The sequence below is a fragment of the Nonomuraea sp. NPDC048881 genome (assembly GCF_040649795.1).
Taxonomy (GTDB): Bacteria; Actinomycetota; Actinomycetes; order Streptosporangiales; family Streptosporangiaceae; genus Nonomuraea.
In genome coordinates, this window is the sequence record NZ_JBEZGC010000006.1 from 292,291 (window position 1) to 314,165 (window position 21,875).

The window sequence follows — 21,875 nt, forward strand, 5'->3', positions numbered from 1 at the left end:
TCAGCTTCGAGGAGCAGGCTGAGTCTATGCACGGAACTCAGATCCGCCCGGTCCGCCCGGACGACGAGGAACGGATCAGACGCTTCCTGACGGGGTTGTCGCTGCACACCCAGACGCTGCGCTTCTTCACCGGCGTGACCGTCCCGGCCGCCCACCTCGTGCGCACTCTGCTGACCCTGGACGAACGCCGCGACGCGCTCGTCGTCACGGCCGGGGACGAGATCGTCGGGCACGCCATGAGCTACCGGGGCGGCTGCGCCGACGTCGAGGTGGCCGTCGTCGTGGCCGATCGCTGGCAGGGGAACGGGCTCGGCCCGCGACTCGTCGACACCTTGCTGCTCAGGGCCGCCGTGCGGGGGGCGCGTACGGTCGGGATGGACGTGCTGGGCGAGAACCGGCGGGTGCTCAGGCTGGTCCGCAGGCTGTGGCCGGACGCCGAGATGAAGGTCGCGTCCGGTACGGTCGAGGTGACCGCTATGATCGATCTGGCCGGAGTATTTGCGGAACAACGTTCTGGTAGCACACCATTGACAGTGTGAAGAGTGTCAAGAACGGACGCGACGGCCGCACCCGCATCATCGAGGGCGCCCTCCGCCGCTTCAGCCAGGACGGTGTCTCGGCCACCACGCTGGCCAGTCTGCGCGAGGAGAGCGGTGTAAGCGTCGGCAGCTTCTACCACCACTTCGCCAGCAAAGAGCACGTCTACGGCGTCCTGTACGCCGAGATCCTCGACGCCTACCAGCAGGAGTTCCTCGCCGAACTCGTCCGGCACGACGACGCCCGCGCCGGCATCGAGGCCGTCGTCGCCTTCCACATGCGCTGGGCCGGCGAGCACCCCGAGCGGGCCAGGATCCTGGTCAGCGAGCGCCCGCCGCGCAAGCACGAGCCGGGCGGCGCCGAGGTGGCCGAGGCCAGGCGCGCGTTCTTCCGCCAGGTCTCCGACTGGTGGAAGCCGCACATGAAGAACGGGCAGCTCCAGCCCGTCCACGCCACCATGTGCTATGTCCTGTGGCTCGGGCCGGCGCAGGAGATGTGCCGCCTGTGGTTCGCCGGGGCGCACACCCCGACCGAGGAAGAGATCAAGGGCCTGGGCGAGGCGGCCTGGCAGAGTCTCCGCCAGCGCGGGGAGCAATGATCTGAGTACCGTCTGTGGTGTTATTGTCCAAATGTGAGAAGACCTCGGGCGCTCGTGCTGCCCGACCTGCCGGAGAGCGCGCTCGCCCGTCTGGGCGAGGTCGCCGACGTGGCCGAGGCTCCTCCCCGGCCGAGCGTCGGCTTCACCGACGAGCAGCTCGCCGACCTGGTCATCGAGACCGGCGCAAACGTGCTCATCACCGACGGCGACCAGGTTCGCACCTCGGTGCTCGGACTCCACATCGACATCGTGGCCAGCCTCGGCGCCCCCACGGGGGTCGATCTGCGCCTGGCCGCCGAACGCGGGGTCACCGTCCTGCACGCCCCCGACCGCGACCCCGAGGCGGTGGCCGAGCTGACGCTCGCGCTGCTGTTCGCGGTCAGCAGGAACATCGTCACCGCCGACCGTGAGGTGCGCAGAGGCCGCGCCCATCGCGGCAGGGTGCCCCCCGCCCAGCGCCACCGCGGCAGACGGCTCACCGGACGCACGTTCGGCATCGTCGGCCTCGGCCGGGTGGGCCGGGCCATGCGCTGGCGCTGCCAGGGGCTGGGCATGCGGGTGGTCACCTGCGACCCGTACGTCGCCGAGGCCACGCACACCCTGCCCGCGCTGCTGGCGGAGGCCGACGTGGTGTCGCTGCACGTGCCCCTGACCGCGGACACGCGGGGCCTGTTCGGCTACAGCGAATTCGGCGCGATGCGCCAGGGCGCGATCTACCTCAACACCTCGCGCGGCGCCCTGCACGACCTGACCGCCCTGGTGGACGCGCTGCGCCAGGGCCAGGTGGGCGGCGCCGGGCTCGACCACTTCGAGGGCGAATGGCTCGATCCGGCCCACCCGTTGACCAGGCTGCCGAACGTGGTGCTCACGCCCAGGCTCGGCGAGGCCACCGGGGAGAGCCTGGAGGAGCTGGCGGAGGCGCTGGTGGAGGACATCGCGCGGCTGCTGCGCGGCGAGCCGCCCGCGTACGCGTGCGCGCCGGTCAGGCCGGTTGCCGGATCCGCGTCCTGACCTGCCAGCGGGAGCGGTCGAGGGAGATGTCCAGCCGCAGGTCGCCGCGCTGCCTGCGCAGGCCGGGCACGCGCAGCCGGTCATGCACGTCGAACCTGCCGCGCGAGGGGTAGCCGAACCCCAGCTCGCCGGGCAGCACCCGCAGGTCGTCGCGGTTGCCGCAGCGCGGGCAGGTCCACGAGACCAGGTCCAGGCCCCGGTTGTAGTCGGAGCAGGCGTTGAAGTACTCGTCAGGCCCGAATCGCGACTCGCAGGCCAAGCAGGGGATCAGCATGGGGGCGCGCTCCTCGGTACGGCGTCTTGCACCCCTAGAGATACCGCCACCCACTTGTCCATGGCTTGCAGAACGCTTGGGCGCGTAAGTAACAGTATGAGCACTGTCGGTGGCTGGTGAAAGGATGGTGTCCGTGGAACGACTGCGCCATCACCTCCTCGAAACCGGCTACACGATCGACGGCGTCCGCGACCGGCTCGGCGCCATGGCGGCCTCGGCCCTGGCGCGGGAGGAGCTCGTCCCGGCCCTGCGGGCGACCGCCGACGGCGACCCCTTGGGCATCCTGATCAGGCTCTGGTGGCTCGGCGTGCCGGTGCCGGCCAAATCCGTGCCGGCCGCCGTCCTGGAGTCGGGGCTGGTGTCGGCCGACGGCGACCTGATCAGGGCGACCGTGCACCTCCAGCCGTGGGAGACCGGCGGCTACGTGGTCTCCGACCGCAAGGTCCGGCCCGGCGACCCGGCGCTGCGGGCCGACCACGTCGTGGGAGCCGGGGGCGCCTCGGCCAACCTGGCCCAGCTCGTCAGCCGCCGGCCCGTCACGCGCGCGCTCGACCTCGGCACGGGCTGCGGCGTCCAGGTGCTCCACCTCGACGGGCGGGCCGAGCAGGTGGTGGCCACCGACCTCAACCCGCGCGCCGTGGAGCTGGCCCGGCTGAGCTGGGAGCTGTCCGGCGTGACGGGCGTCGACGCGCGGGTGGGGTCGATGTTCGAGCCGGTCGAGGGCGAGCTGTTCGACCTGGTCGTCAGCAACCCGCCGTTCGTCATCGCCCCCGGGGCCGAGCGCACGCTGACCTACCGCGAGTCCGGCGGCGAGGCCGACGACTTCTGCCGCGACCTGGTCCGGCGCACCCCGCGCCACCTCGCGCCCGACGGGCAGGCCCACTTCCTGGCCAACTGGCTGCACGTCGAGGGCGAGGACTGGCACGACCGGGTCGGCGGCTGGCTGCGCGAGACCGGCTGCGACGCCTGGGTCGTCCAGCGTGACGTGCAGGATCCGGCCGAATACGTCGAGCTGTGGCTCAAGGACGCGGCCGAGCAGGGCACCAAGGGCTACACCGACCACTACGACCGGTGGCTGGCCTGGTTCGACGAACGCAAGGTCGAGGGCATCGGCTTCGGCTGGATCACCATGCGCAACTCGGGCACCCTCGACCCGGTCGTGCGCGTGGAGCACCTGCCCCACCAGGTGGCCCTGCCGGTCGGCGACTACGTCGACGACGTGCTCGACTCCATCGCCGCCGCCCACCGCGCCGCCGACCTCGACGCGGCGCTGCTGCGCACGGCCGACGGGGTGCTCGACGAACGCGTCGGCCTGCCCGGCGCCGAGGACCCGATCCGCATCGTGCTGCGCCAGACGCAGGGGCTGCGGCGCAGCAGGGAGGTCGGCACCGTCGAGGCCGCCCTGGCCGGCGTGTGCGACGGCGAGCTGGCGCTCGGCCCGCTGCTCAACGTGATCGCCGAGCTGGTCGGCGACGGCGAGATCCCCAACGCCGACGCGATCCGGCCGCTCATCGCCGAGGGTTATTTCCTGCTTTGATTCACCGTTGATCCGACGTTGACCGCGCCGGTGGAGGCTTCTGACCGAGACGCGGGCCTGGGGGGTTCGAAGGTCCGCGTCGAGTCCGGCCGGTCGTCTGTGTGAGGCGGCTAGCCGTCACGCGAAGCATCCGGATGACCGGGCCCCCTGGCGACGCGTGGCGGTCAGGATGACCGGCCGGGCTGCCATCGGCATTGACTAAGGACAGCCTTGATCAACCATGTGTGGATGACACGTCTGGACGACGAGCTGTACTCAGGACTCGACGACGGACCGTTCGACGGCGAAGCCGTCCAGCAGGAGCTTCAGGTCGCCGGCCTCGGGGGCGCCGAGCCTGGTGAAGACGTCGTAGGCCTGCCTGAGGCAGTCGAGGCTCCGCGCGGCGCTGCCCAGTCCGCGTAGCGCCCGGCCGAGCACGGTGAGCGAGAGCGCCTCGCCGTAGGGGTGGCCGATCTCGCGCGAGACCATGAGCGCCTGCTCGGCGTGGCGTACGGCGTCGGGGTAGCGCCCGGCGGCGATGAACGTCTCGGCCAGCCGGGAGCACACGCGTTGCTCCCAGACCCGCTGCTTGCTGGAGCGGAAGAAGGCCAGGCACTCGGCGTGGTGGTGCACCGCCTCGGTGAGCCGGCCGACCCGGCTGAGCACGATGCCCAGGTGGTAGCGGGCGCGGGCGGTGCCGGCGCCGCTGCCGATCTCGGTGAAGATGGCCAGGCCCTTCTCCGCCGCGGCGATGGCGTCCTCGGCGTGGCCGAGGCCCAGGTGGTCGCGGGCCGAGTAGCTGAGCACCAGGGCCTCGCCGGCGGGGACGCCGTTCTCGCGGTAGTAGCGGGAGGCGGCGTCGAACAGGGTGAGGGCCTCGGTGTGGCGGCGCTGCCGGCCGACGACGACGGCCAGCGCGTTGAGCACCTCGCCGGTGACGATCTTCTCGCCGCGGGTGTCGGAGAGCTCGTACACGCGGCGGAAGTGGGTCTCGGACTCCGAGAGCTGGTTGCCGGCGAACAGCACCCGGCCCAGCACGTACCGGGAACGCAGCTCGCTGGCCTCGTCGCCCAGGTTCAGAGCGGCGGCGAGCACCGCGCGGGTGCCCTGGTCGAACTCGCGGGTGTGGGTGCCGGCCTCCAGCAGCGGTTCCATGGCCACCAGCATGTCGGCGGCGGGCAGGAGCTGCTCCCCGGCTGTCGGAGCAGGGGCGGTGGACGTGGTCGCGGCCTGGTTGATGGCCGCGAACAGCGAGTCGCCCTCGGAGATCAGCCAGGCCACGGCCTCGTCGACGGTGGTGAAGGTGAGACCGCTGCCGACCACGGCCAGGTTGTCGGGGATCATGCTGCCCTCGTAGGCCAGCCGGTGGGCGGACCGGGACGAGGCCAGGTAGAAGCCGAGCAGCCGGCGCAGCGCCAGCGTCTTGTCCTCGGGACGCTCGGTCTTGTCCAGGACGCGCCTGGCGAACAGCCTGAGCAGGTCGTGGAAGCGGTAGCGGCCGGGCGCGGTGGCCTCCAGGAGGCTCATGTCGACCAGCGACTCCAGCAGCTCCTCGGTCTCGTACATGTTCATCGCCAGGACGGCCGCGGCGGCCCCGATCGAGATGTCGGGGCCCTTCGGCAGGGACAGCAGGCGGAAGGCGCGGGCCTGGGCCGGTTCGAGCTGGCCGTAGCCGAGCGCGAAGGTGGCCTCGACGGCCAGGTTGCCCACGCGCAGCTCGTCGAGGCGGCGCTGCTCGTCGGCCAGCCTGGGCACCAGGGAGGCGACCGTCCAGGAGGGGCGGGCGGCCAGCCGGGCGGCCACGATCCGGACGGCCAGCGGCAGGAAACCGCAGGCGGCGACCACGTCCATGGCGGCGCCGTGCTCGGCGGCCACCCGCTCGGGCCCGGCCACGGAGGAGAACAGCGACAGCGCCTCGTCCGGCTCCATGACGTCGAGGTCGATCAGCCGGGCCGCGGGCAGGTCGGCCAGCTTGGCCCGGCTGGTGACGATCGTCGCGCAGCCCGGCGAGCCCGGCAGCAGCGGGCTGACCTGGTCGGCGTCGCGGGCGTTGTCCAGCAGCACGAGGATGCGCCGGTCGGACAGCAGCGAGCGGTAGAGCGCCGAACGTTCGGCCAGGCCGTCGGGGATGACGTCGGGCGGGATGCCGAGCGCGCGCAGGAAGCCGCCGAGCGCCGACTCCGGAGCGGTCACCTCGTCGCTGTGGCCGCGCAGGTCGGCGTAGAGCTGGCCGTCGGGGAACAGGTCGTCGGCCGCGTGCGCCACGTGGACGGCCAGCGTGGTCTTGCCGACGCCGCCGATGCCGCACAACGCCACCACCGGCACGCCCTCGGCCGACGACTGCGCGGACAGCAGGGTGTGGACGCGGACGGCCACCTCCTTGCGCCCGGTGAAGTCGCTGACCGCGGCCGGGAGCTGCGCCGGGCGGGGCAGTTCGAGCGCGGGCGGCTCCTCCTCGGCCGCGGGCTCGCCGGCGGCCTGCTCGGCCGGGGCGGCGGGCGGCGGCACGAGGGTGAGCGCCGGGTCGGCGGCCAGGATGCGCTGGTGGAGGGCGGTCAGCTCGCTGCCGGGCTCGATGCCCAGCTCGTCGATCAGCGCCTCGCGGGTCTCGGTGAACACGTTGAGGGCGTCGCCCTGCCGTCCGCACCGGTAGTAGGCCAGCATGAGCTGGGCGCGCAGCCGTTCGCGCAAGGGGTGCTCGGCGGTGAGCGCGATCAGCTCGGACACGACCGCGGCGTGCCCGCCCAGCTCCAGGTCGAGGTCCATGAGCGTCTCGATGACGCTGACGCGGCGTTCGGCCAGGCGGTCGCGCTGGTGCTCGGCGTACGGGCCGACGGCCCCGGCCAGCGGCTCGCCCTCGAACAGGGTCAGCGCGGCCCGCATGCCCTCGGCGGCGGCGGAGAGCCGGCCGGCCTTGCGGGCGGTCTCGGCCTCGGCGAGGCCGCGTTCGAAGCGGGTCAGGTCGAGCGCGTCGTCGGGCAGGCGGAGGGCGTAGCCGCGGCCGATGGAGGTCAGCAGCTCGGGACGGGAGCGGGCGGGCCTGTCGGGTTCGAGCACCGTGCGCAGGCGGGAGACGTAGGTGCGCAGCGCGCCCAGGGCGCGGGGCGGCGCGTCCTCTCCCCACACGGCGTCGATCATCTCGGCGGGGGTGACCGCGCGGCCCTCCCGCAGGAGCAGCATGCCGAGGATCGAACGTTGCAGCGGGGTGCCCAGGTCGAGTTCCTGCCCCTCGCGCCACGCGCGGACGGGACCGAGCACGGCGAACCGCAGCCCGCCCTCAACGCTCTGACCAGCCATGCCGTCTGTCTCCCGGGCAATGGAACGATTTGTGTCCAAATGATAGATCCAGTACCGCTTACCACCTAGAACTGGGCTGATCGCCGGAACGAACCGTTGATCCGCCTTTGATCAGGTGTTGACCGTGCCTCCGCATGCTGATGGCAGGCCGTACATGGCGCACCGACACGGGGGCGTGTCATGTAGAGCCGATGGGGACGCAGAAAAATACAGGCCCCGCCCGGAAAAGTATGGGCGGGGCCGTTGCCGATGTTCCTACGCTGCCTCTACCAGTCCGAGCCGCATGGCCAGCCGTTCTCGGACGAGCGGCCATTCGGAGTTCAGGATCGAGTAGAAGGCCGTATCTCGGACCGTGTTGTCGGCGCCTCGGCTATCCGCTCGCCGCACCCCGTCGAAGTGTGCGCCGAGGGCCTCGATGGCGGCCCGGGATCGGACGTTCCTGACATCTGCCTTGAGTGTGATGCGGTGGACGTTCCAGGTCTCGAAGGCGAGTGAGAGCATGAGGAACTTGCTCTCCCGGTTGACGCCGGTGCCCTGGGCGCAGGCGCCCAGCCAGGTGTAACCGATGTCCGCCACGGACGGGATGTCGCCCACCGCACCCCGTGTACCCGGAGGCCAGGGCATGGGGCCCTGCCAGTACTCCAGGTGCATGAGACGGGTGGCACCGACCACGCGGTCGGTGTTCAGCCACCGGATGGCGAAGGGCAGCGTGCGGCCCTCCGCCTGCTCAGCCATGGCGGCCTCCACATAGGAGACCATCTCGTCCCGGCCGTCCGGGACGCGAGTGAAGGCGTAAGTGGAGCGGTCTTCACTCGCCGCGGCGACGAGATCGTCGATCACCGCGTGGCTGAGAGGTTCCAGGCGCACGGAGCGCCCGGACAAGGTGACAAGAGCGGGCATGAGCACATGATGAGGCTCGCGCGGCGCGCGCGTAACCAGGCTCTCGAAGCCATCTTTCCCGGGTTTCTGGATGTGCGGTGTTTCCGCAGGTCAGAGGGCTGATTTGGTGGATGGTAAACCAGCTCTTGGGGAAAGATTCGCCTAACCGTGACATGGTGCCGGCACCAGCGCCGGGTGACGTTCACCCACGACGCCGTGACGGACCAGAGCGAGCTCCTTCAGGCCCATGGACAGATGGTTCAGATTCGCTGCGATCCATGGCAGTTGAAGGGGATCTGTGCTGTTCAGCGCGGTCAGTCGTTCTTCGGGCGAGTCGCCGTAGAGCAGGCTCACCGCCACGCGTACCCGGGCGGCCGACGGGTCGTCGCCGAAGGCGTGTCCGGGCAGGACGCCGATGCCGTGCTCGTCCAGCAGGATCCGGGTGATCTCGGCGGAGCCGCCGAGCCTGAGGTGGCTCAGGTCGGGATAAAGGTAGAAGCCTCCCTGGGGTCGCGGTACCGAGGCGCCGATCTCCGTGAACCGCTCGTGGACGGCCCGCGCCACGATGCCGTGCAACCTCCGGCTGCCGGCGACCCGGTCGGTCAGCTCACGCGGCTCGTCGAAGGCGTAGGACGCGGCCTCCTGGACGGGCGCGGCCGGCGCCGACCAGATCTCGCTGGCCACCGCCAGCAGCCGGGCACGCAGCCCGTGCGCGCCCTCGGGCAGCCGGGCCACGCCGATCCGCCACCCGCCGAGCGCCAGGCTCTTGCTCAGCCCGGTGGTGATGATCGTGCGCTCGGGCGCGAGGTCGGCCGGCGAGGTGTAGCCGGCCGACTCGTCGTGGACCAGGTCGCGGTAGATCTCGTCGGAGATCACGATCAGGTCCAGCTCGCGGGCCACGGCCGCCAGGCGGGCGACGGTCTCCGGCGTGGCCAGCCGGCCGGTCGGGTTGTCGGGCAGCGTGACCAGCAGGGAGCTGACCGTCCTGCCCGCCGACCGGGCCTTGCGGACCGCCGCGACGACCAGGTCGGGGTCGGGCACCCCGCCCTCTCCTGGCGGTGCGGGCACCAGGATGGGGCGGGAGCCCACCAGATCGGCCTGCGCGGCGTAGCTGACCCAGCTGGGCATGGGCAGGACGATGTCGCCGCCGATCGCCAGGAGCAGGCCGTACAGCAGCGACTTGCTGCCAGGTCCGCAGACGACCAGCTCGGGGTCGGTCAGGAGCCCCCGTCGTGTCCAGTAGCCCGCTGCCGCGGCCCGGAGCCCGGACGCGCCCGCGACCGGCCCGTAGCCGTTGCGCTCGGAAGCGGCGGCCAGCTTGTCGCGCAGCGCCGGGTGGACGGGCAGACCGGCCTCGCCGAAGGCCAGGTGCAGCACGCGTTCCCCAGCGCGCCGTCTTCGTTCGATGTCTTCGTTCGCTGCCAAGGTGGCGGACAAGGTCACGGTCATGTTTGTCACGTTCCCAGGGTGGTTGTATGAAGGCATCAGTACAAGCGAGGCTTTTTGTGGGTAGGCGTAAGGAAGTCTGATGCTCGAATTCCGGCGTTTGGCGCTGATCTGTGAGTTCGCTCGCCGGGGCAGCATCGCGGCCGCCGCCGAGTCATTGGGCTACAGCCCCTCGGCCGTCTCCCAGCAGCTCGCGGCGCTGGAACGGGAGACCGGCACCGCGCTGATCGACAGAACCGCGCGCAGCGCGGAGCTGACCGACGCCGGACGCCGGCTCGTCCAGCACGCCGAACGCATCCTGTCAATGGTCGAGGAGGCCGAGTCCGACCTCTCCGCCCATGCGGGCACCCCCTCGGGGCGCGTCGTCGTCACCGCCTTCCCCACAGCGGCCGTGGCATTCGCGCCGGCGCTCGCGCGTTCGCTGCGCCGCCACACCGAGCTGACGCTCCGCCTGGGCCAAAGCAGGTCGGGGCGCGGCATGCGGGAGGTCCAGTCGGGGGAGGTGGACATCGCCCTCGTCGACGACTGGTACGGGTCGGTCCGCGAGAGCGAGAGCCTGCGGGTCTTCCCCCTGCTGCGCGACCCCATCGTGCTCGTCGTGCCGCGCAGGCACCGGCTGGCCGACCCCGGAGTGCCGCTCGACCTGCGCGAGCTGCGCGACGAGCCGTGGATGGCCACCCCCGACGGCGAGCCCTCGCGCCTGGCCGTGGACCGGCTGTTCGTGGACGTCGGCGGCACCCGGCCGACGCCCTGGGAGTTCGAGGGGCTCGGGACGATCCTGTCCCTCGTCGCCAAGGGCATCGGCATCGCCGCGGTGCCCGCGCTCGCGCTGGCCGCCGGGGTGCGCGGGCTGGCGGTCAGGGAGTTCCCCGGCAACCCGGTCGGCCGCGACGTGCACGCGGTCGCCCGCAGGTCCAGCGTGCACCGGCCGTCGGTGTCGGTGACGTTGCGGGCGATCCACGTGGCCGCCCGGTACATCGCCGGCGATCTGGAACCGGTGACCCCGGCCGAGCGGTAGCGTCTGCCCATGGCGCCGACGTACGAGATCGAGCAGCTCCTGCTGTCCATGCCGAGCACCCGCACGGTCGCGGGCGTCGACGAGGTAGGCAGGGGCGCGTGGGCGGGGCCGGTGACGGTCTGCGCCGTCGTGACCGATCTGTCCGAGCCGCCGCCCGGCCTGACCGACTCCAAGCAGGTCTCGGCCGCCAAGCGCGGCCCGCTCGCCGGCGAGCTGGCCGCATGGGCGGCCGGCATCGGGTTCGGCGAGGCGAGCCACGCCGAGATCGACGCGCTCGGCATGACCGAGGCGCTGCGCAGGGCCGCCCGCCGGGCGCTGGAAGCCCTGCCGGTGCGCCCCGACGCCGTGATCCTCGACGGCAAGCACGACTACATCGGCGCACCCTGGCCGGTCCGCCTGGAGATCAAGGGCGACGCGGCCAGCGTCTCGGTCGCGGCGGCCTCGGTCCTGGCCAAGGTGCGGCGGGACGCCTACATGGGCACGATCGGGCATGAGGAGTACGGCTTCGCGGAGAACGCCGGATACCCCTCGCCCGCGCACCAGGACGCCCTGGCCCGGCTCGGCCCCACACCGCACCACCGGCTCTCCTGGTCCTACCTGGACGACCTGCCGCAGTGGCGGCATCTGAAGCAGGTCAGGGATCCGCTCGTGGGTGAAGGGCAGGCCGCGCTGTTCGGCTGAGCCGTAGGATCGGGGGAGTGCGGATCGGGATCTTCGTCATCGCGGCCTGCTTTCCCGGCCAGGACCCAGGGCAGGTCCTGCGGAACTCGGTGGAGCTGATCGAGGCCGCCGAGGCGGCCGGGTTCCACGACGCCTGGATCGCCGAGCACCATTTCATGTCCTACGGCGTGTGCCCGTCGGCGGTCACGCTGGCCGCCGTGGCGGCGGGGCGTACCAGCCGGATCGGGCTCGGCACGGCGGTCAGCGTGCTGTCGTCCCAGCATCCTGTGGCGCTGGCCGAGCAGGCGGCCATGCTCCACCACCTGTCGGGCGGGCGGTTCACGCCCGGCGTCGGCAGGGGCGGCCCGTGGGTCGACCTGGAGGTGTTCGGCACCGGGCTCGACCGGTTCGAGCGGGGCTTCGCCGAGTCGCTCGACCTGCTGGTCGAGGCCCTGTCCGCGGGGTCGGTGGCGGCCGAGGGGGAGTTCTTCCGGTTCAGGCAGGTCGCCGTGGTGCCGCGGGCCCGGCTGCGGCCCGTGGTGGCGTGCACGTCGGGCTCGACGGTGGCGCTGGCGGCCGAGCGCGGGCTGCCGATGCTGCTCGGCATGCACATCGGCGACCACGACAAGGCCCTGCTGGTCGCCGAGCACGTCGCGCGGGGCGGGAGCCCCGTGGGGCACCTGGCGGCCGGGGTGGCGCACGTGGCCGACTCGACCGAGGCGGCCGTCCGGGAGCTGAAGGAGTCGATGCCCGCGTGGCTGGGCCCAGGGCTGGCCGGCTACCTGCCGGTGGACGGCCGGCCGCGCCCCTCGCGGGACGTCACCGCCTACGTCGACCTGCTGACGCGCATCCATCCGGTCGGCACGCCCGCCCACTGCGCCGAGGTGCTGCGGCGCACGGCCGAGAGCACCGGGATCGAGCACGTGATCCTGACCGTGGAGGGCATCGGAGACCACCGGCGGGCCCTGGAGGACGTGCGCCGCATCGGCGCCGAGGTCATCCCCCTGTTGGCGGACTGACGGGCGAGCCGGGACGGGCCCGGCTCGCCCATGGTTCAGCAGTCGACCAGCTCCGGTTTCTGGTTGAGGATCTGGGCCCGCGGGGTGACGAACTCGTCGAGGGCCTTGGTGGCCGACGGGTCGAAGACGGCGACCCGGTGGCAGTTCTGGAAGGCCAGCCGTACGCCGAAGTGGCGTTCGAGCGCGCCGCGCATCGCGTCGCTCGCCAGACACCGCAGGAGCTGGCCGCGTGCCTCCTCGGACGGCGGTGGCACCTGGTTGTCGGCGAACTCGGCTCCGCTCTGCGCGCGCTCGGCGACCAGCTCGCTGATCAGCGACCACGCGTAGGGGAGTGAGTCGCGGACGCAGGCGACGAACGCGGCGTCGTCCACGTCTCCGGCTCGGGCCTGGTCCAGCAGATCGTTCGGGACGGTCAGCGACATGCTGTCTCCTCTCGAAGGGGATCGAATCTGACGTTATGTGGGAGAAGTGGGTAGCTCCAGAGGCCTGGAGGTGCGTTTTAGGGGCCGTAGACGAAGTCAGGATCGATCTGCTCGGCCAGGTCGGCTCCCGTGCGGGCGTTGGCCCACGCGCGGGCGTTGCGCAGGTGGAACTCCGCGGTCTGGCGGCCGAAGCGCGGCCAGTCCTTCTCCTGCGCGTCGAGGGTCTTGCGCAGGACGGCCAGCGCCTCGGTGTTGGCCGGCTCCAGGTCGTCGAGCGTGAAGTGGCGGCCCTGCTCCATCGCGCGCACCGCCGAGGAGTGCTCCATCCAGGTCAGCAGGTCGTCGCCCACGTGCGCGCGGAGGAACTCCACGTCGGACGGGCCGTGGACCTTGTTGCCGACCACGGCGAGCGCGACGTCGTACTTGGCGGCGTGGTCGCGGTACTGCTGGTAGACGCTCACGCCCTGCCTGGTGGGCTCGGCGACGAGGAAGGTCAGGTCGAACCGGGTGAACAGCCCGGAGGCGAAGGAGTCGGAGCCGGCGGTCATGTCGACCACGACGTATTCGCCCTGGCCGTCGACCAGGTGGTTGAGCAGCAGCTCCACCGCGCCGACCTTCGAGTGGTAGCAGGCCACGCCGAGGTCGTCGTCGTCGAACGGGCCCGTGGCCAGCAGGCGCAGGCCATGGGGGGTGGTCACGGCGTAGTCGAGCGCGGCCAGGTCGTCGAAGCCCAGCAGGCGCGAGCCGCGGCCCGGCGGGGTGGTCTTGACCATGGTCTCGGCCGAGGCGATGCGCGGGTTGTCGCCGCGCAGCAGGTCTTTGATCTCGGTGAGGTGGGCCCCGAGCGGCTCGGGCTGGGCGTCGAGGCCGAGCACCAGGGCCAGGTGCTGGTTGATGTCGGCGTCCATGACGACCACTGGGTCGCCCTGGGCCGCCACGTGCCGCGCGAACAGCGCCGAGATCGTCGTCTTCCCGCTGCCGCCCTTGCCGACGAATGCCACTCTCACGTGCGCTCCTGAAATGACGATGAAAATCGTTTCCGTTGGGCCCGTGCATCATCATGCCACACTCCGTGCTGGGGTGATGGCTGTCGGAAAGGTGAGGTTCAGTCGCAGGCGGCGTCCAGGCTGACCGGGTTCTCCGGGTCCTGGGTAGGGGCGGCGGAGTGGTGCGCGCTCGCCGACCGGTTGGCCGGGCGCTCGTCCAGGGCCTCGGAGACCTTGCGCCTGATCAGGTACCAGTCGGGCGTGACGGTGCTGATCAGCGGCGGGACGAAGCTGAGGCTCCGGATCCTGGTGTCCTTCACCTTGTCCGACAGCTCGATCAGGGCGGGCAGCAGGTCCTGGGGCACGTCGCTGGAGATGGCCCGCTTGGTGGCCGCGGCCAGCTTCTCGAAGCTCTTGAGCACGGTCATCGGATCGGCCTGCTTGGCGACCGCGTTGAGCAGGCACTTCTGGCGGCCCATGCGGACGTAGTCGTCGCTGTCGGTGCGGGACCGGCCGTACCAGAGGGCCTCCTCGCCGGACAGTTTGCGGGTGCCGGCGGGCAACAGGCCCTCGCGGTACTTGCCGTACACGATGGGGTCCTTGACGGTGACCCGGACGCCGCCCATCGCGTCGACGATCTCGGCGAAGCCCTTCATGTCGACCATGGCGTAGTAGTTGACCGGGATGCCGAGGATGTCGCTGACGGTGCGCTTGAGCAGCGACGGGCCGCGCTTGCCCTTGCCCACGCCGGGGACCGTCTCCGGGTGGTCCTCGGCGTACTGGAAGATCTCGTTGAGCAGGCCGGGGGTGCTGGGGCCGTCGCCGGTGAAGCCGAAGGGGAAGCGGCTCCTGGCCGGGCCGTGCGGGAGCTGGACCTTCTGCAGGTTGCGCGGCAGGCCGAACAGGGTGGTGGCGCCGGTCTCGGTGTCCACGCTGGCCACCGTCATGCTGTCGGTGCGCACGCCGGGGCGGCCGGGGGCGGCGTCCGCGCCGATCAGCAGGAAGTTGACGCGCTTCGCGCCGTTCCACGGGTCCTGGGCGACGACGGGGGCGCTGCTGGTGGTGGTGGCGAAGACGTGGCTGACGACGTCGCGGGACAGGTAGGCCATGCGGGTGGCGTACGCGGTGGGGGCCAGGACGAGCGCGCAGAGGGCGGCCGCGAGCGTGGTGGTCAGGAAACGTCCGGCGGTGTCGGAGGAGTCGGGACGGACGAGCAGGAACGACCGGATGATCACCGCGGTCCACGCCAGCGCGATCCCGACCAGCGCCACGGTGAGCACCGTGAGCCAGCCGGGCTGGACCGCCAGCGACAGCAGCCGGGTGCTGAACGCGGTGAACACCGTCAGGACGCCGGCGAGCATCAGCACATAGGCCGCCATGAGGGCGATGCCCATCCGGTGACGGTGGGTGGCCAGGTGCGCCACCCCCCAGAGCGCGGCCGACGCCACCGTCAGCGCGATGCTCGCTCCTAGGCCGAATTCGCGTTGTTTCCCTGTCATGCCTGGTCAAACCCCCAATGCCAGCCCATCCAAGTCACCATAGTTATTGCGTTGCGGGCCAATTGAGGGTGAAGGGGAAGTGTTTGCTCAATTCCCGGTCAAGACCCTCTTGAGATATAACGTGAGAGTGAGCACTCGACACGGTAGCTACGGATTCGACGCACCGTGGGCCCTCGGCGGACTGCTCTTCGGGGCGATCGTCCTGCTGGCTCTCGCGGCGCTCTCCTTCGTGCTGGACATCCCCGCCGCCGGGATCGCCTTCGCCTTCGGCGGGCTCTACACGCTGGCCAGCGCGGCCAGCTACCTCTACACCACGCGCCGGGGCAAGTTCGCCGTCTGGGCCGAGCTGCTGGAGCCGCTCGAAGGCGGTGAGCGGGTGCTCGACCTCGGCTGCGGACGCGGCGCTGTGCTGCTGGCCGCCGCCGCCCGGCTCACCTCCGGACGGGCGGCCGGCGTCGACCTGTGGAGCTCGAAGGACCAGTCGGGCAACGCCGCGGCCGTCACCCTGGCCAACGCCGCGGCCGAAGGCGTCGCCGACCGGGTCGAGCTGGTCACGGGCGACATGCGTGACCTGCCGTTCGAGGACGGCGCGTTCGACGTCATCGTGTCGAGCCTGGCGATCCACAACATCCCCTCCGCCGAAGGCCGCCGGCGGGCGATCGGCGAGGCCCATCGGGTGCTGCGGCCCGGCGGGCTCATGCTGATCGCGGACTTCCGGCACGCGTCCGACCACGAGGACGCCCTGCGCGACCTGGGGGTGATCGACATCCGCCGGCGCGACCTGGGCGCCCGCCTGTGGTACGGCGGCCCCTGGTTCGGCACCACCCTGGTCGAGGCCAGAAAACCTGCCTTGTAGGGAACGTTTGCCATCCGTTTACCGGGTACCCAAGTGCCCTTATGAGCGACGTGGATACCGGCACGGTAACTACCAAGGTGCCCGCACGGCTGGACCGGCTGCCGTGGTCCCGCTGGCACTGGATGATCGTCATCGGTCTCGGCACGGTATGGGTGCTCGACGGGTTGGAGGTCACCATCGTCGGCAACCTGTCCGGGCAGCTCGCCAAGCCCGGCAGCGGCCTGGACATCACCCAGGCGCAGGTCGCCGGCCTCGCCGCGGCCCTCTACGTGGCCGGGGCCTGCGTGGGGGCGCTGTTCTTCGGCTGGCTGACCGACAGGTTCGGCAGGAAGAAGCTGTTCCTGCTGACGCTCGTGGTCTACCTCGCGGCGACGCTGATGACCGCCCTGTCCTTCGACGCCTGGTGGTTCTTCCTGTTCCGCTTCATGACCGGTTTCGGCATCGGCGGCGAGTACGCGGCCATCAACTCGGCCATCGACGAGCTGATCCCGAGCCACCACCGGGGACGCATCGACATCATCATCAACGGCAGCTACTGGCTCGGCGCGGCGGGCGGCGCCCTGCTGACCGTGCCGCTGCTGAACGACCTGCCGGTCAACATCGGCTGGCGGGTGGCGTTCGGGCTGGGCGTGGTGCTCGGCCTGGCCATCCTCCTGGTGCGCAGGAACGTCCCGGAGAGCCCGCGCTGGCTGTTCATCCACGGCCGCGACCGCGAGGCCGAGCAGATCGTGGACGACATCGAACGCCAGATCGGCCGGGACCTGCCCGAGCCGCAGGAGTCGATGACCATCCACCAGCGCAGGTCGATCGGCTTCCTGAGGATCGCGCACACGATGGTCGCGCTCTACCCCAAGCGCACGGTCCTCGGACTGTCGCTCTTCATCGGCCAGGCGTTCCTCTACAACGCGATCACCTTCGGGTACGCCCAGATCCTCACCACGTTCTTCAAGATCGACTCGCACACGGGCTACTACTTCGCGATCATCGCGGTCGGCAACTTCCTCGGCCCGCTGCTGCTCGGCAGGCTCTTCGACACCGTCGGCCGGGTCCCCATGATCTCGGCGACCTACATCGGCTCCGGGGTGCTGCTGCTCGGCACCGCCTGGCTGTTCAACCAGGGCGCGCTGACCGCGATGACGCTGACCCTCTGCTGGTCCGTGGTGCTCTTCGTGGCCTCGGCGGGGGCCAGCGCGGCGTACCTGACGGTGAGCGAGATCTTCCCCATGGAGACCCGGGCGATGGCCATCGCGTTCTTCTTCGCCATCGGCACGGCCGCCGGCGGCATCGCCGGCCCGCTCGTGTTCGCCTCGCTGGTCGAGAGCGGCGCGCCGGGCGACACGGCGCTGGCGTTCTCGATCGGCGCGATCGTGATGATCGTCGCGGGGCTGGTCGAGCTGGCCTTCGGGGTCAAGGCCGAGCGCAAGGGGCTGGAGGAGATCGCCGCGCCGCTCACCGCCGCGCGGGCCGCATGACCCGCAGCACCTGGGTGCTGTCGGCCAGGTACAGGTGCGGCACGTCCACGAACACCCGCATCGGCCCGCGGTCCAGTTCCAGGTCGCGGGCCATGGTCGCGTGCACCTCGGCGAGCGGCAGGTAGTTGAGGTAGCTGGTGAAGGCGTTCTGGGAGCGGAAGGTCGCGGTCATGGCGAGCGCGCCGTCCCGGATCCGGAACGCCACGCCGATCAGGCAGGGCACCGCGTCGTACGGCTCGCCGGGGATGGTCAGCGAGATCCACGCGCTCTTGCTGTACGGCTTGACCCGCAGCAGGTCGGCTGCCCAGGCGAGCTGCCCCCTGATCCGGGCGCCGTAGCTGTACTTGAACGGCGGCACGACCACGTCCTCGCTGAACTTCCTGCTGTACAGGGCCAGCCGCTCCGCGTCGCCGTACCGCGCGATGATCGGGTCGTCGCCCCGCACCTCGGCGATCTCGAACAGCACGGACGGCGCCTCGATCACGGGGCCGCGGTCGTCGTCGGCGAGTGTGCCCGCCGTCCAGACATGTCGCATCATCCACATCCACGCCTCCCCACATGACGCCCATGACGCAGGGCCGGGCATTCAGGTCTCCTGATCCGGGAACTCGTAGGGGTCGCGCGGGAGCCGGCGCCGCCTGGTCACGTTGCAGCGCACGTAGTAGACGGCGTAGTGGACCAGCGTGACGAGGAGGATGCCGAAGGTGAGCAGGAGCAGGCTGGGCGCCTGCCCGCACAGGCCGGTGAGGCCCACCGTCAGGTAGGCCGAGTTCGCCAGCGCCAGCGTCGTCACGTTGATCCCGGGCCAGGCCAGCGGCGCGTACGTCTCCGGGAAGCGGGGGTCGATCGGCAGGTTCGGGCTCCAGCCGAGCCGGTCCTTGAGCCTGGTGGCGTACAGCAGGCGGAAGTTGTTGATCGCGCGGGCCGTCCTGGCGTGCGCGCGGACCGCCTCGATCAGCCGCAGGAACGGCAGCACGCTGAGCACCCCGAACGCCGTGACCAGGGCGAACAGGTACCACGGCACGCGCTGCCACTCCGTGAGGCTCTGCGGGTCCACCACCTTGGCGCTGGTCAGGGCGATGGCCGCGAGGAACGGCCCCGACAACAGGCTCATGGCGAGCCTGGTCATCTTCAGTCGTTCTTCCTTCGCGGCCAGGTGGACCGCGTAGATGCCGGTGAAGTCCACGGCGGCGAGCTGGAGGAAGTGACTGGACTCAAGCCCGTCGTCCCGGATCATCATGCGAGGGGGGATCTTTCGCATGTGCGCTCCTGTAGTGCGTGACTCCAGTATTAGCGCGATTCGCCGGGTTGTGGAGGAGATTCCTACCAATTGTTCCAACAAATCTCAACTGACGCCCGTCAACTGCGACGACACCTCCGCGACGTGGTCGATGTAGGCCGTCGGGAGGCCGTACAGCAGGGCCGCGATCTCCCTGTCGTGGATCACCGGGAGGGCGGCCAGCGCGTCCGAGGCCAGCCCGCGGCAGAACTCCAGCGTGTTGGGCACCAGGTCGCCCGCGCGCAGCCGGCGCAGCGCCTCGTCCACCTGCTCGTCGCTCATGTCGCGGCCGAGCAGGTCGCCGAGATCGGTGCCGGAAAGGAGCAGCGGCAGGCTGTAGACGCCCTGCCGCAGGTCGTTGCCGGCCGGCTTGCCGAGCTGGGCGCTGGAGGCGGTCAGGTCGAGCAGGTCGTCCAGCACCTGGAAGATCAGCCCGAACTTCTCGCCGTACGCCGCCACGCGCGCCCGGTCCTCGGTCGAAGCCCGCGCGCAGACGGCCGCCACCAGGCAGCCGGCCCGGAACAGCGCGGCGGTCTTGCCGGTGATCGAACGCAGCGCGCTCTCCCTGGTCCTGGCCGGGTTGAACAGGTCGCTCGTCTCCAGGTACTGGCCCTCGGCCAGCTCCACCACGGTGGCCGCGAGCACCTCGGCGACCGGCCTGGACACCGCGGTGATGGCCGCCAGACCCGCCCTGGCCAGCATGAAGTCGCCGATCACCAGGGCTTTGCCCTCGCCCAGCTCGGCGTTGAGCGTACGGGTGCCGCGCCGCTCGGTCGCCCGGTCCATGAGGTCGTCGTGCACGAGCGAGCCGGCGTGGATCAGCTCCACGCACGCGGCGGCCGTGATCACCCGGCGGTCGGGGGCCTTGCCGAGGGCGAGCGAGGTCGCCAGCGTCAGGGCCGGACGCAACCGCTTGCCTCCGGCGCTGACGATCCGCCCGGCGCCCGCGTTGATCCCCGGCAGCGCGGACGAGCCGCTGAGCCGCCTGATCCTGGCCTCGACCTTGCGCAGACCCGGGCTGACGGCGGGGCTGTTCACGAGTTGCTCCATGGGACCAAGCCTGCTCCCGCGCCGCTGTGCCCCTCCTGAGAGACGCTGAGGACGCTCTCAGCCCTTGACCCTGACATCGTGGGAGCGGGTACGACAGGATGTCCCCCGGGCTTAGGAGGACATCATGGGAATGGCGGAGCGGGTCGAGGCGGTCCTGAAGGCCGGCACGGCGCCCAATCTGCACGGGGTCGTGGTCATGCGGGGCGGCGAGGTCGTCGTCGAGCACTACGGCGCGGGCGTCGACGAGCGGATCGGCGAGGACCCCCGGCACGCCGTCTTCGACCGCGACACGCTGCACGACGTGCGGTCGGTCACCAAGAGCGTGGTCGCGCTGCTGTACGGCGTGGCCCTGCGCGACGGGCTGGTGCCGCCGCCGGACGCCAGGCTGGTGGAGCAGTTCCCCGAATATCCGGACCTGGTGGCTGATCCGGGCCGGGCGCACCTCACCGTCGCGCACGCGCTCACCATGACGCTCGGGATCGACTGGAACGAGGACCTGCCGTACACGAGCCCGGCCAACAGCGAGATCGCGATGGAGCTCGCTCCTGACCGGTACCGGTTCGTCCTGGAACGTCCGGTGGTCGAGGAGGCCGGGAAGCGGTGGCTGTACTGCGGTGGCACCGCGGCCCTGCTCGGCGGGCTCATCGCGCGGGGGGCGGGCGAGCCGCTTGAGGAGTACGCCGCCAAGGCGCTGTTCGAGCCGCTCGGGATCACCAGGACCGAGTGGGTCAAGGGGATGGACGGCGTGGCGATGGCCGCGGCCGGGCTGCGGCTGCGGCCCCTCGACCTGGCCGCGCTCGGCCGGCTGGTGCTCGGCGGCGGGCTGGGCATCGTCCCCGAGCAGTGGGTGCGCGAGATGACGCGGCCCCGCGTCGTCATCGACGGCGACTTCCGCTACGGCTACCAGTGGTACGTGAGCACCGGCGACCGGCCGTGGACCGAGGCCATCGGGAACGGCGGCCAGCGGCTGCTCGTGCTGCCCGGCGAGGAGCTGGTCGTCGCGGTGACGGCCGGCGACTACAACGCCGAGCAGGTCAGCGCCACGGCCGTGCTGGACGCCGTCCTCGACCGCTGAGCCGGTCACGGCACCAGCAGGACGCGGCCCGTGACCGCGTGCGACTCCAGCAGGCGGTGGGCCTGCGCCGCCTCGGCCAGCGGCAGGGTCTCGTGGACGACGGCGCGGCTGCGTCCTGAGCCGAGCCGGGCCAGCATCTCGGGATAGTGCGTGCCGAACACCTGGCCGGCCCAGCCGGGGCCGCCGCAGCCGACGACGGTCACGCCGCGTTCCATCAGGTCGGCGGCCGTGACGGCGGCGGGCTCGCCGCTCAGCATGCCGTAGAACAACATCCGCCCGGCGCCGGGCACGAGCCGTTCGAGCACCCGCCGGGCCGACGCGCCGCCGATCGACTCGAAGGCCACGTCGACGTCCGGCAGCGCGTCCGGCCAGGTCGGGTCGCCGTGGTCCAGGGCCTGGTCGGCGCCCAGGTCGAGGGCCCGCTGCCGCTTGGCCGGCGAGCCCGCGGTGGCGATCACCCGGGCCGCCCCGAACTCCTTGGCGTGCGCGACCAGGTAGCCGCCGATCGTGCCGGCGCCCGCCTCGACCAGCACGGTCTCCCCGCCGCCGAGCCGCGCCCGGTGCAGCAGGGCGAGGGCGATCGCGCCGGGCGCGGCCCCGGCCAGGGCCTCCAGGGGCGTCACGTCCTCGGGGACGGGGCAGGTCAGGGCCGCGGGCATGGCCACGTACTCGGCGTAGGCGCCCAGGCCGCCGGTCACCCCCACGCGTACGGTGCCGAGCAGGCCGTCGTCCACTCCCTCGCCGGTCTCGACGACCTCGCCGACCGCTTCCGCCCCGGGCACGACGGGCAGCGGCAGCGGGAACGGCAGCGCGCCCGAGCGGATCCGCGTCTCGGCGTAGCTGACGCCGATCGCCTGTGCGCGGAGGAGGACCTGGCCCGCCTCGGGGCGCGGGCGGGGCAGGTCCACCGGCCGCAGGGTCTCGGGGCCGCCGAGGGTGTCGAGCTGGATGGCGCGCATGGTTGTTCCCGTCTCTCTATCT

21 protein-coding genes are annotated in these 21,875 nt (G+C 71.5%); 10 read left to right on the forward strand and 11 right to left on the reverse strand.

The window, feature by feature from the left end; all coding sequences use genetic code 11:
• Positions 1-26 precede the first annotated feature (26 nt).
• Genes AB0C33_RS23480 through AB0C33_RS23490 form a run of 3 tightly spaced genes read left to right on the forward strand, consistent with a single transcriptional unit; the run spans position 27 to position 2,146 of the window.
• Entirely contained in the window at positions 27-539 is a 513-nt protein-coding gene (locus AB0C33_RS23480; protein WP_358291316.1) for a GNAT family N-acetyltransferase, read from the forward strand.
• Positions 536-1,135 (forward strand): TetR/AcrR family transcriptional regulator, encoded by a 600-nt coding sequence (locus AB0C33_RS23485; protein ID WP_352318387.1) that lies wholly within the window; start codon positions 536-538, stop codon positions 1,133-1,135. Before AB0C33_RS23480 ends, AB0C33_RS23485 begins: the two co-directional genes overlap by 4 nt.
• Before the next feature lie 33 nt (positions 1,136-1,168).
• A complete protein-coding gene (locus AB0C33_RS23490; protein ID WP_358291318.1) occupies positions 1,169-2,146 on the forward strand; it encodes an NAD(P)-dependent oxidoreductase in 978 nt (325 codons plus the stop codon).
• Here AB0C33_RS23490 and AB0C33_RS23495 read toward each other — a convergent pair.
• A complete protein-coding gene (locus AB0C33_RS23495) occupies positions 2,118-2,420 on the reverse strand; it encodes a hypothetical protein (RefSeq protein ID WP_352318383.1) in 303 nt (100 codons plus the stop codon). The two genes, AB0C33_RS23490 and AB0C33_RS23495, sit on opposite strands and share 29 nt — an antisense overlap.
• 124 nt (positions 2,421-2,544) lie before the next feature.
• Here AB0C33_RS23495 and AB0C33_RS23500 point away from each other — a divergent pair, with 124 nt between their 5' ends.
• Positions 2,545-3,957, forward strand: a complete 1,413-nt coding sequence (locus AB0C33_RS23500; protein WP_358291320.1) for a methyltransferase — start codon at positions 2,545-2,547, stop codon at positions 3,955-3,957.
• Positions 3,958-4,212: 255 nt separating this feature from the next.
• Here the strand turns inward: AB0C33_RS23500 and AB0C33_RS23505 are convergent, their stop codons facing one another.
• The 3 genes from AB0C33_RS23505 to AB0C33_RS23515 all read right to left on the reverse strand — a co-directional run bounded on the left by AB0C33_RS23505 (position 4,213) and on the right by AB0C33_RS23515 (position 9,561).
• The gene (locus AB0C33_RS23505; protein ID WP_358291322.1) at positions 4,213-7,233 is read right to left on the reverse strand and encodes a BTAD domain-containing putative transcriptional regulator; all 3,021 of its coding nucleotides are present in this window, start codon (positions 7,231-7,233) and stop codon (positions 4,213-4,215) included.
• 255 nt (positions 7,234-7,488) lie between these two features.
• On the reverse strand, positions 7,489-8,133 hold the full coding sequence (locus AB0C33_RS23510; RefSeq protein WP_352318377.1) for a GNAT family protein: 645 nt from the start codon (positions 8,131-8,133) through the stop codon (positions 7,489-7,491).
• 141 nt (positions 8,134-8,274) lie between these two features.
• Positions 8,275-9,561 (reverse strand): pyridoxal phosphate-dependent aminotransferase, encoded by a 1,287-nt coding sequence (locus tag AB0C33_RS23515; RefSeq protein WP_358291324.1) that lies wholly within the window; start codon positions 9,559-9,561, stop codon positions 8,275-8,277.
• Between the two features lie 79 nt (positions 9,562-9,640).
• Here AB0C33_RS23515 and AB0C33_RS23520 point away from each other — a divergent pair, with 79 nt between their 5' ends.
• The 3 genes from AB0C33_RS23520 to AB0C33_RS23530 are packed head-to-tail and all read left to right on the forward strand — an operon-like array spanning position 9,641 to position 12,255.
• Positions 9,641-10,576, forward strand: a complete 936-nt coding sequence (locus AB0C33_RS23520; RefSeq protein ID WP_352362154.1) for a LysR family transcriptional regulator — start codon at positions 9,641-9,643, stop codon at positions 10,574-10,576.
• A 9-nt stretch (positions 10,577-10,585) separates the two neighbouring features.
• Positions 10,586-11,257 carry a ribonuclease HII gene (locus AB0C33_RS23525; protein WP_358291326.1) on the forward strand — a complete coding sequence of 224 codons (672 nt, stop codon included), beginning with the start codon at positions 10,586-10,588 and terminating at the stop codon, positions 11,255-11,257.
• 17 nt (positions 11,258-11,274) lie between these two features.
• Positions 11,275-12,255, forward strand: coding sequence for an LLM class flavin-dependent oxidoreductase (locus tag AB0C33_RS23530; RefSeq protein ID WP_358291375.1), 981 nt, complete (start codon positions 11,275-11,277; stop codon positions 12,253-12,255).
• Positions 12,256-12,290: 35 nt separating this feature from the next.
• On the opposite strand, the gene AB0C33_RS23535 is transcribed toward AB0C33_RS23530, so the two are convergent.
• From AB0C33_RS23535 to AB0C33_RS23545, 3 genes are all read right to left on the reverse strand, one after another.
• The gene (locus AB0C33_RS23535; RefSeq protein ID WP_358291377.1) at positions 12,291-12,677 is read right to left on the reverse strand and encodes an SCO5389 family protein; all 387 of its coding nucleotides are present in this window, start codon (positions 12,675-12,677) and stop codon (positions 12,291-12,293) included.
• Positions 12,678-12,754: 77 nt separating this feature from the next.
• Complete coding sequence (locus AB0C33_RS23540) at positions 12,755-13,684, reverse strand: ATP-binding protein (protein ID WP_352362146.1); 930 nt, start codon at positions 13,682-13,684, stop codon at positions 12,755-12,757.
• A gap of 98 nt (positions 13,685-13,782) precedes the next feature.
• On the reverse strand, positions 13,783-15,162 hold the full coding sequence (locus AB0C33_RS23545) for an LCP family protein (protein ID WP_358291379.1): 1,380 nt from the start codon (positions 15,160-15,162) through the stop codon (positions 13,783-13,785).
• A 127-nt stretch (positions 15,163-15,289) separates the two neighbouring features.
• Between AB0C33_RS23545 and AB0C33_RS23550 the strand changes: the two genes are divergently transcribed.
• Together AB0C33_RS23550 and AB0C33_RS23555 are read left to right on the forward strand one after the other, a co-directional pair.
• Positions 15,290-16,018, forward strand: coding sequence for a class I SAM-dependent methyltransferase (locus AB0C33_RS23550; protein ID WP_358291381.1), 729 nt, complete (start codon positions 15,290-15,292; stop codon positions 16,016-16,018).
• A 41-nt stretch (positions 16,019-16,059) separates the two neighbouring features.
• The gene (locus tag AB0C33_RS23555; protein WP_358291383.1) at positions 16,060-17,490 is read left to right on the forward strand and encodes an MFS transporter; all 1,431 of its coding nucleotides are present in this window, start codon (positions 16,060-16,062) and stop codon (positions 17,488-17,490) included.
• Here the strand turns inward: AB0C33_RS23555 and AB0C33_RS23560 are convergent.
• The 3 genes from AB0C33_RS23560 to AB0C33_RS23570 all read right to left on the reverse strand — a co-directional run bounded on the left by AB0C33_RS23560 (position 17,468) and on the right by AB0C33_RS23570 (position 19,819).
• A complete protein-coding gene (locus AB0C33_RS23560; RefSeq protein WP_358291385.1) occupies positions 17,468-18,028 on the reverse strand; it encodes a hypothetical protein in 561 nt (186 codons plus the stop codon). The two genes, AB0C33_RS23555 and AB0C33_RS23560, sit on opposite strands and share 23 nt — an antisense overlap.
• 48 nt (positions 18,029-18,076) lie before the next feature.
• Complete coding sequence (locus AB0C33_RS23565; protein ID WP_358291387.1) at positions 18,077-18,751, reverse strand: hypothetical protein; 675 nt, start codon at positions 18,749-18,751, stop codon at positions 18,077-18,079.
• A gap of 84 nt (positions 18,752-18,835) precedes the next feature.
• A complete protein-coding gene (locus AB0C33_RS23570; RefSeq protein ID WP_358291389.1) occupies positions 18,836-19,819 on the reverse strand; it encodes a polyprenyl synthetase family protein in 984 nt (327 codons plus the stop codon).
• Positions 19,820-19,943: 124 nt separating this feature from the next.
• On the opposite strand from AB0C33_RS23570, the gene AB0C33_RS23575 reads away from it, so the two are divergent.
• Complete coding sequence (locus AB0C33_RS23575) at positions 19,944-20,894, forward strand: serine hydrolase (protein WP_358291391.1); 951 nt, start codon at positions 19,944-19,946, stop codon at positions 20,892-20,894.
• A 5-nt stretch (positions 20,895-20,899) separates the two neighbouring features.
• Here the strand turns inward: AB0C33_RS23575 and AB0C33_RS23580 are convergent, their stop codons facing one another.
• Entirely contained in the window at positions 20,900-21,853 is a 954-nt protein-coding gene (locus AB0C33_RS23580) for a zinc-binding dehydrogenase (protein WP_358291393.1), read from the reverse strand.
• Positions 21,854-21,875: the final 22 nt, after the last annotated feature.

Bases quoted from the DNA above. Each gene is read 5' to 3' on its own strand.
- AB0C33_RS23495 (WP_352318383.1), bottom strand. From the start codon at position 2,420: ATGCTGATCCCCTGCTTGGCCTGCGAGTCGCGATTCGGGCCTGACGAG.
- AB0C33_RS23555 (WP_358291383.1), top strand. From the start codon at position 16,060: ATGAGCGACGTGGATACCGGCACGGTAACTACCAAGGTGCCCGCACGG.
- AB0C33_RS23510 (WP_352318377.1), bottom strand. From the start codon at position 8,133: ATGCCCGCTCTTGTCACCTTGTCCGGGCGCTCCGTGCGCCTGGAACCT.
- AB0C33_RS23560 (WP_358291385.1), bottom strand. From the start codon at position 18,028: ATGATGCGACATGTCTGGACGGCGGGCACACTCGCCGACGACGACCGC.
- AB0C33_RS23525 (WP_358291326.1), top strand. From the start codon at position 10,586: ATGGCGCCGACGTACGAGATCGAGCAGCTCCTGCTGTCCATGCCGAGC.
- AB0C33_RS23515 (WP_358291324.1), bottom strand. From the start codon at position 9,561: ATGACCGTGACCTTGTCCGCCACCTTGGCAGCGAACGAAGACATCGAA.
- AB0C33_RS23575 (WP_358291391.1), top strand. From the start codon at position 19,944: ATGGGAATGGCGGAGCGGGTCGAGGCGGTCCTGAAGGCCGGCACGGCG.
- AB0C33_RS23565 (WP_358291387.1), bottom strand. From the start codon at position 18,751: ATGCGAAAGATCCCCCCTCGCATGATGATCCGGGACGACGGGCTTGAG.
- AB0C33_RS23480 (WP_358291316.1), top strand. From the start codon at position 27: ATGCACGGAACTCAGATCCGCCCGGTCCGCCCGGACGACGAGGAACGG.
- AB0C33_RS23500 (WP_358291320.1), top strand. From the start codon at position 2,545: ATGGTGTCCGTGGAACGACTGCGCCATCACCTCCTCGAAACCGGCTAC.
- AB0C33_RS23505 (WP_358291322.1), bottom strand. From the start codon at position 7,233: ATGGCTGGTCAGAGCGTTGAGGGCGGGCTGCGGTTCGCCGTGCTCGGT.
- AB0C33_RS23545 (WP_358291379.1), bottom strand. From the start codon at position 15,162: ATGACAGGGAAACAACGCGAATTCGGCCTAGGAGCGAGCATCGCGCTG.
- AB0C33_RS23535 (WP_358291377.1), bottom strand. From the start codon at position 12,677: ATGTCGCTGACCGTCCCGAACGATCTGCTGGACCAGGCCCGAGCCGGA.
- AB0C33_RS23570 (WP_358291389.1), bottom strand. From the start codon at position 19,819: ATGGAGCAACTCGTGAACAGCCCCGCCGTCAGCCCGGGTCTGCGCAAG.
- AB0C33_RS23580 (WP_358291393.1), bottom strand. From the start codon at position 21,853: ATGCGCGCCATCCAGCTCGACACCCTCGGCGGCCCCGAGACCCTGCGG.
- AB0C33_RS23520 (WP_352362154.1), top strand. From the start codon at position 9,641: ATGCTCGAATTCCGGCGTTTGGCGCTGATCTGTGAGTTCGCTCGCCGG.